Origin of the sequence: Streptomyces sp. NPDC005181 (assembly GCF_040608395.1) — a bacterium.
Taxonomy (GTDB): domain Bacteria; phylum Actinomycetota; class Actinomycetes; order Streptomycetales; family Streptomycetaceae; genus Streptomyces.
The window spans coordinates 21,248-28,779 of the sequence record NZ_JBEXID010000085.1; the positions used below are offsets into that span (position 1 = coordinate 21,248).

The window sequence follows — 7,532 nt, forward strand, 5'->3', positions numbered from 1 at the left end:
TCCGCGTGGTCGGTGTACCGCATCACCGGGGCCGAGGCCCCCACCCGGTCGGCCCTGCTTCAGGCGGACTCGCGCCAGCGGTTGCTGATCGGGAGGCGGCGGTCCTTGCCGAAGACCGTTGGTGAGACCTTCGTGCCCGGCGGGTACTGCCGCCGCTTGTACTCCGCCGCGTCGACCATCCGCAGCACCCTCGTCACCAGTTCTGCCTCGTAGCCCGCCGCCATGATCGCGTCGCACCCCTGGCCGCTGTCGACGTAGAGCGACAGGATCCGGTCCAGGACGGGGTAGTCGGGCAGGGAATCGGTGTCGACCTGCCCCGGCCGCAGCTCGGCACTGGGCGGCTTGCTGATGGAGTTCTCCGGGATCGGCGGGGTGTGGCCGCGCTCCAGTGCGGCCCGGTTGCGCCAGCGGGCCAGGGCGAAGACCGACGTCTTGTAGACGTCCTTGATCGGCGCGTAGGCGCCCACCGAGTCGCCGTACAGGGTGGAGTAGCCCACTGCCAGCTCGCTCTTGTTGCCGGGCGCGAGCACGATGTGCCCCTCTTGGTTCGACAGCGCCATGAGCACCGTCCCCCGCAGCCGTGACTGCAGGTTCTCCTCGGCCAGGCCGGTCAGCCCCAGTGCCCCCATGTAGGCGTCGAACATTGGCGCGATCGGTACGGTCCGGAAGTTCAGCCCGGTCAGCTGGGCCAGTTCCGCCGCGTCGGCGACCGAGTGCTCCGAGGAGTACGGGGACGGCATGGCCACCCCGTGAACGTTGGCCGCCCCCACGGCGTCGCAGGCGATGGCGGCGACCAGGGCCGAGTCGATGCCGCCGGAGAGCCCGATCAGCACGCTGCGGAAACCATTCTTGGCGACGTACCCTCGCAGGCCCACGACCAGCGCCGTGTACATCTCCTCGTCGCCGCCGAGGCGTGCCGCGTACCCGTCGGCCACCTGGACCTCGTACGGCGGCAGCGGCTCGGCCGAGATCGTACGGTGGTCGACCACCAGCCCGTCGTCGGGCGCACCGGCCGGCGGCTCCTCGGAGGCGGCCGGGAGTTCCAGGTCGACCAGCACGCAGCCCTCCTCGAACTGCCGCGCCCTGGTGATGACCTCCCCCTGTGCCGACACCACGATGGAGTCGCCGTCGAAGACCAGTTCGTCCTGTCCGCCCGTCATCGTCAGGTAGGCCAGCGTGCAATCAGCCTCCTGGGCGCGCTTGCGGACCACTTCCAGGCGGTCGTCGTGCTTGCCGACCTCGTACGGCGAGCCGTTGATGGAGAGCAGCAGACCTGCCCCGGCGGCCCGGGCGGCCGGCACCCGGCCGCCGTCCTGCCACAGGTCCTCGCAGATCGCGAGCACGACATCGACGCCGCGCACCCGTACCACGGGGAGCGTGTCGCCCGGCACGAAGTACCGGACCTCGTCGAAGACGCCATAGTTCTGCAGATGGTGCTTCGCAAGCCGCAGCACGGCCTCGCCCCGGTGCAGAACAGCGGCGGCGTTCTGTGGCGCGCCGACGGGCTGCCCATAGCGGAGCCGCACCTCACTGCGGTCGATGTAGCCGACGACCACCGGCAGTTCCCCGAACCCCTCATCGGCCAGCCGTCCCGCGAGCGCGTCCAGCGCGGCGCGGCTGGCATCCACGAAGGAGGACCGCAGCGCGAGGTCCTCAAGGGGAAAACCGGTCAACGCCATCTCGGGGAACGCCACCAAGTGGGCTCCCTGCTCGGCTGCATGCCGGGTCCAGCGCACAATCGACTCGGCGTTCCCCGAGAGGTCACCGACGGTCGAGTCGATCTGATTCATGGCGAGACGGAGTTGAGGCACTTGGCCACTGTAATCGTCATACCGACACAAGGGTTCGGCCCGGAACGGGTATCCCGGAGGCGGCGCCCGTCGTTCATGTGGGTGGTCTGTCCGGCACTCCAGCCGTGGTTCGTTTTCTTGCTGGTGGGGCCGGTGTGCGGAGAGGAATCGTGCCACCGCTGACGATCGGTGCGTGAAGGCAAACGACCATGCGGTGGCCGTAGGTTACCGCATGGACCCTGCCCGCTGGCCGACGGGAGCGGGCCCCTGATGGCGGTGCGGGGTCAGGCCGTCCCGTCCAGGGCCTGGACGGCCGCCTTGGCCGCCTTCTCCACCAGCTGGACGCCGTCCGCCATGCTGACGCTGCCCCGCGACAACACCGCCACCAGGCGGTCGTGTCCGTCCACCCGGACGAGACCGATGCTGTTGACGTCCCAGCGGCCCGTCGCGGTCCGCTGCAGCCAGCCGTTCTTCAGGCCGGTGACGGAGCCGGCCGCCGAAACCCCCCAGTCCTGGTCCGCCGCTATGCCGCCCATGAGGCCGCGCAGGTAGCTCCGGGATGCCTCGTCCAGCGGGGAGTCGGTGCCGAAGACGGCGGTCAGCAGGGCGAGCTGATCGGTCGCGGTGGTCTGGGTCAGCCCCCAGTGCCCGCCCCCGCCGCCGGTCGTATCGGTCAGGCCGAGCCTGCGGTTGGCGGCGTCCAGACCCGGCGCCTTGCCGATCACCCGCCACAGCGCGTCGGCGGACGCGTTGTCACTGACGCGGATCATCGACGCGGCAAACGCCTTCTCCTGCGCTGTGAGCCCGCGGTGCTGATCCTGGGCCTGGAGCAGCAGGGCCGCCAGGATGTCGACCTTCACGATGCTCGCCGTGTCGTACGTCGCCCCCGCCCGCACTCCATATCGTGCCGCGCGCCCGTCGGCCGGGTCGAGCACCGCCACCGAGATAGACGCGGGGGTGGCCGCTACGACCGGCGCGAGACGCCGGGACAGCGCCTGGTCAGGAGCCACACCGGGAGCCGCACCGGTCCCGGCGGTCCGCAGGGCCGCCACAGACACCGACGGCGAGGACGCCACCGTGGCGGACGTGGACGGGAGCGCGCGGATCGCCCCCACCTGGGCGATGCCGTGCGCCGGCCCCGCCATCGGGCCCGACCGCGGGACGGCCGGCGCCCCGTCGGCCCTGGCCGGGTCGGCGAGGCCGCCCGTCGCCGTCCAGCCGGTCATGACGAGCGCGAGCGCGGCCAGGGCGTAGCGCGACGGGTGGCGCCGGGCGGACGTGACGAACAGCGGAGCGAACGAATGCCGAGACATAGCGCGAGGATAAAAAGACCATCCAAGAAATAGCTATGTCCCACCTAACAACTACGTGACATGGTTCGTGATTCTGCGCACATCACCCATAAGTGATCTCTGATAAATTAGGCCCTAATGGGGTCATTGCGGAACTTTCTGCGCGGGTCCAGCCGCTCAGTGTGACCATGGCAGGGTTCTCTCCCCCGACGGACAGGGACGACACGTACGGCAGGGACGACCAAGGAAGAAGCGGTCCTGATCGACATGAAGAGCCTGAAGCGGCGAAGCCCTTCGACGCGGTCCCGGAGGACTGAGGCTGCCGGCACATGCCCCATCCGTACCGAAGCCGCCGATGACCCGGGAAGCCCTCACGAAGCGCAACCCCTTGTCCACGGCCCATCGCGCTCGACAGCCGGGACGAAGACCGCGACCGAAACGCTCTGGCGAAACGCCATGCGCGCCCCAGCCGCATCTTGCAGGCGCCGGAAGCGAACGGCACTACGTCCCTGGACGAGAGGCACCGTGGAAGGTCGATGCGCTCATTGGCGGAAGCATTGGTAGCGTGCCGTCGCTATGGGCTGTCCCGTAATCCCTGGTGGATCAAGGGAGGACAACAACGTGCAGGAAGTGACGTGCCACAACGTCAGTGAACAGCGGATCGCCCAAGCGCTCGAGGGAATCGCGGGGCGGACCATGCGCCGCTGGCACGTGTTGCGCTACGCCGACCTGTCCCTGACGAAGCTTCAGGAAATGTGCGACGAGCTACTCGACCACGCTGCCGCTCGCACCCTGGAGGACCCCACGCTCAGCGCCGCCCCCTCGCGCATAGTCCTGCGCACTCCGGCGGAATGCGCCCTGGGGGTGCTGAGCCTCGGCGCTTTCCCCAACGGCGACTTCGAGGTCCCCTTGCCCCTCATCGGCGAGACGCTCAACAGCGAGGACCTCAGCTTCGGGGATGCAGTGGACCAGGCGCCCACCTCGAGGACCTGGCTGGACGCGTTCGCGCTCTGCCTGGTCAGTGGCGCGGTCCGGGAGCGGGACCGGGTGATCGGCCTGCTGCTGCGGGAGGATTACGCGCCCGCGATTCGCGACGGGGTGCCGTACTCGCCGCTGGAGTCGCGGTCGGATCCGGCGGGCCTCGCGGAGATGGATGCGTTGTGCGGGTACCTGACCAAGGCGCGCGGACACCTGCCCCGGGACTGGCCCTCTGTGACCCTGTGCAAGCCGGACGTCGAAGAGGCCTGCGGCCCAACTCGGCGACGATGGCCGGAACGTGGCCCATGCAGTCCGCAAGGAGATGGACACCGCCATCACGGCAGTCGTAATTGCCGCGGTCGCACTTCGGCGACGGGCTGCCCGCCGACCTCGGCCGCTCCATGGCCGGCCGCGTTGCCTCAACCGGCACCACCTCATCAACGCCATCGAACGCGCCTCCGTCACCGGCACGGCCGAGACCCTTCACTGAACAGCGTGTCGCCGGCGACGGGTCGACGGCGTACGTCCCCGGTTCCATAAGCGCGGGAAGCAGTGCATGGCCGTTCCTGTAGTGGACATGGCCGTAACCCACCGCCCCGGAATCACAGCAGGCCGGCCAGGGCGCGCCGCTCACCGGCGGAATACGACGATTCGGTCTGCCTCCGCTGGTACAACCGACGTCGACCCTCAGTCACCCGGCGGCAGGACAAACCCATGGGGTTCAACGACATCAGCACGCACCAGGCCAAGGCAATCGGCCGGTACGGCCTGTGGACCACAGCTCTGCACGCCCCGGACCCGTCCCGTGCCACGGAAGCCGCCGAGGCCGCCGCAGAATTGGAGGAACTCGGCTACGGAGCCCTCTGGCTCGGTGCCAGCGGCGTCGAGCACGCGGCCCCGCTGATCGAGGCGACCTCGACCATCACCGTCGCCACTGGCATCCTCAGCATCTGGCAGTACGAGGCGAAGGACACTGCCGCCCGCTGGTCCGCCCTGGAGTCCGCCCACCCCGGCCGGTTCCTGCTCGGCCTCGGCGTCAGCCATGCCAAACTCGCCGAGCAGTACAAACGCCCGTACACGGCGATGAACGACTATCTGCACGCACTGGACACGGCCGGAGTCCCGGCCGGCCGCCGGGTGCTGGCCGCCCTCGGCCCGAAGATGCTCGAGCTCGCCCGCGACCGCGCTGCGGGGGCCCACCCGTACCTCGTCACCCCCGAACACACCGCCCAGGCTCGTGAGAAACTCGGCCAAGGCCCGCTGCTCGCGCCAGAGTTCACCGTGGTCCTGGAGACCGATCCCGACCGCGCACGGGCGACCGCCCGCCAGACGCTGGCGTTCTACCTGAAGCTGCCCAACTACACCAACAATTGGCTGCGTCTGGGATTCACCGAGGACGACTTCGCAGACGGCGGCAGCGATCACCTGATCGACACACTTTTCGGCTGGGGCGACGAACAACGCGTACGCGAGCGGATCGACGCCTTCCTCGAAGCAGGCGCCGACCACGTAGCCGTCCAGACACTGACCCCGGACAGCGATCGAACCGCACCACCCCGGGAACACTGGCGACGCCTGGCCGCCACGCTGGAACTTTAGGAGACGCCCACGCCCATCGACCAGACAAGTCGATCAGCAGAACGTCAGGACGGGCTCTTCACTCACGCCACTCGACTGAGCACGTCTGTACCTGGCCGAGCGCACTCGGCCGTACGCCGACACCTCGTCGAACTCCGAGTATCCAGGGCTTGCACCACTGGCCCTCCGCTGGGGCAGCCGTGGCGGAAGATCCAGCAGGAGATCCAAGTACCGGCTACGTACGTCCATGGCCCGGGCGTCGGCGGCCTGGCTAGTTTCCGGCCATGTCGATCTCCCTGATACGCAGCAAGGCCGCCGTGACCGCGCTCGCGGCCGCCGTGAGCGTGAGCGGTCTCCTCCCGGCGGCCGCTTCCGCACACGAAAGTCCCGGCAGCACGTACTACGTGGACTGTCTGCGCGGCAGCGACCAGGATTCGGGCACGAACAGCGGCACGGCGTGGCGCACCCTCGCCAAGGCCTCGCGCGCGTACGAGCCGGGCGACCGGCTGCTCCTGCGGCGTGGCCGGACCTGCACCGGGGTGCTCGCCCCGACCGGTTCCGGAACGGCCGCGGAGCCGATCTCCATCGACGCATACGGGAAGGGGGCGAAGCCGCGCATCGAGGGCGGGGGCGCCCGCGCCGCCGTGTTCCTGCTCAACGTCGAGGGCTGGGAGCTGCGCAACCTCGACATCTCCAACACCGGCGCGCACACCATGACGGACCGCCGCGCGGGACTGCTCGTACGGCTCACCGACCACGGGGTGGGCAGCCACTACGTCGTCGACGGGGTGGACGTGCACGACGTCAACGGCGCCGACTTCAAGGACCCCGACCCCAGCGGCGGCATCCTCTTCTCCGTCACAGGCTCGGCCGTCCCGACCCGTTTCGACGGCGTACGGATCGAGGACTCGACCGTCCGCCACACCGACCGCACCGGCATCGGCACCAGCTCCAGCTGGGGCCGCAGGGCCGAGCACCCGAACGGCCCCGGCACCAGCTGGGAGGCGACGACCGGCCTGCGGATCCAGCGCAACACGGTGTACGACGCGGGCGGCGACGGCATCGTCGTACAGACCGCGAAGGGTGCACGGGTCGAGCACAACTACGTGAACGACTTCAACATGCGCTCGGCCGGCTACAACGCCGGTATCTGGGCCTGGAATTCGGACGACGTCCTCTACCAGTACAACGAGGTGACCGGTGGTCACGGCACCCTCGACTCGATGGCATACGACATCGACGGCGGCAACAACCGCAACGTCTACCAGTACAACTACAGCCACGACAACGAGGGCGGCTTTCTGCTGATCTGCAACGGCGCCGGGATGACCAGCAACGGCAACCGCGTCCGCCACAACATTAGTGCAGTGACTCAGTTTTGCTTGACTGCTTCGAGGGCAACCCGGCCACGCTGGACCTTCTCGATGATCTCGTCGGCGGTGGCGGTCCAGACGAAGGGTTTGGGGTCGTCGTTGTGGACGTCGATGAACTCCTGTATCGCGTCGATGAGCTCTTGGACCGAGGTGAAGCTGCCACGCCGGATCGCCTTGTCCGTGATCTCGCGGAACCAGCGTTCGACCAGGTTCAACCAGGACGAACTGGTGGGAACGAAGTGGAGGTGGAACCGGGGGTGCTTGTCCAACCAGGCACGGACGTTGGCGTGCTTGTGAGTGGAGTAGTTGTCCACGATCAGGTGAATCTCCTTCCCCTTGGCGACCTTGCGGTCGATCAGGCGAAGGAACTGCAGGAACTCGCCGTGGCGGTGCCGGGGCAGGCACTTGCCCAGGATCGTGCCGGTCAGGATGTTCAGCGCGGCGAACAGCGTGGTCGTACCGTTGCGCTTGTAGTCGTGCGTCATCGTGCCGGCCCGGCCGGGCACCATCGGCAGGCTCGG

General features: G+C 68.7%; 4 protein-coding genes and 1 pseudogene. 2 read left to right on the forward strand and 3 right to left on the reverse strand.

The window, feature by feature from the left end; genetic code table 11:
• Positions 1-59: 59 nt before the first annotated feature.
• Positions 60-1,811, reverse strand: coding sequence for an NAD+ synthase (locus ABZV38_RS32890; RefSeq protein WP_356332103.1), 1,752 nt, complete (start codon positions 1,809-1,811; stop codon positions 60-62).
• Positions 1,812-2,074: 263 nt separating this feature from the next.
• Complete coding sequence (locus ABZV38_RS32895) at positions 2,075-3,103, reverse strand: serine hydrolase (protein ID WP_356332104.1); 1,029 nt, start codon at positions 3,101-3,103, stop codon at positions 2,075-2,077.
• Between the two features lie 1,671 nt (positions 3,104-4,774).
• On the opposite strand from ABZV38_RS32895, the gene ABZV38_RS32900 reads away from it, so the two are divergent.
• Entirely contained in the window at positions 4,775-5,659 is an 885-nt protein-coding gene (locus ABZV38_RS32900; protein ID WP_356332105.1) for an LLM class F420-dependent oxidoreductase, read from the forward strand.
• A 692-nt stretch (positions 5,660-6,351) separates the two neighbouring features.
• Positions 6,352-6,987, forward strand: a pseudogene (locus tag ABZV38_RS32905) (right-handed parallel beta-helix repeat-containing protein); the annotation flags it as partial.
• 23 nt (positions 6,988-7,010) lie between these two features.
• On the opposite strand, the gene ABZV38_RS32910 reads toward ABZV38_RS32905, so the two are convergent.
• Positions 7,011-7,532: IS630 family transposase (locus tag ABZV38_RS32910; RefSeq protein ID WP_356332106.1), on the reverse strand; the 522-nt coding region annotated here is incomplete at its 5' end.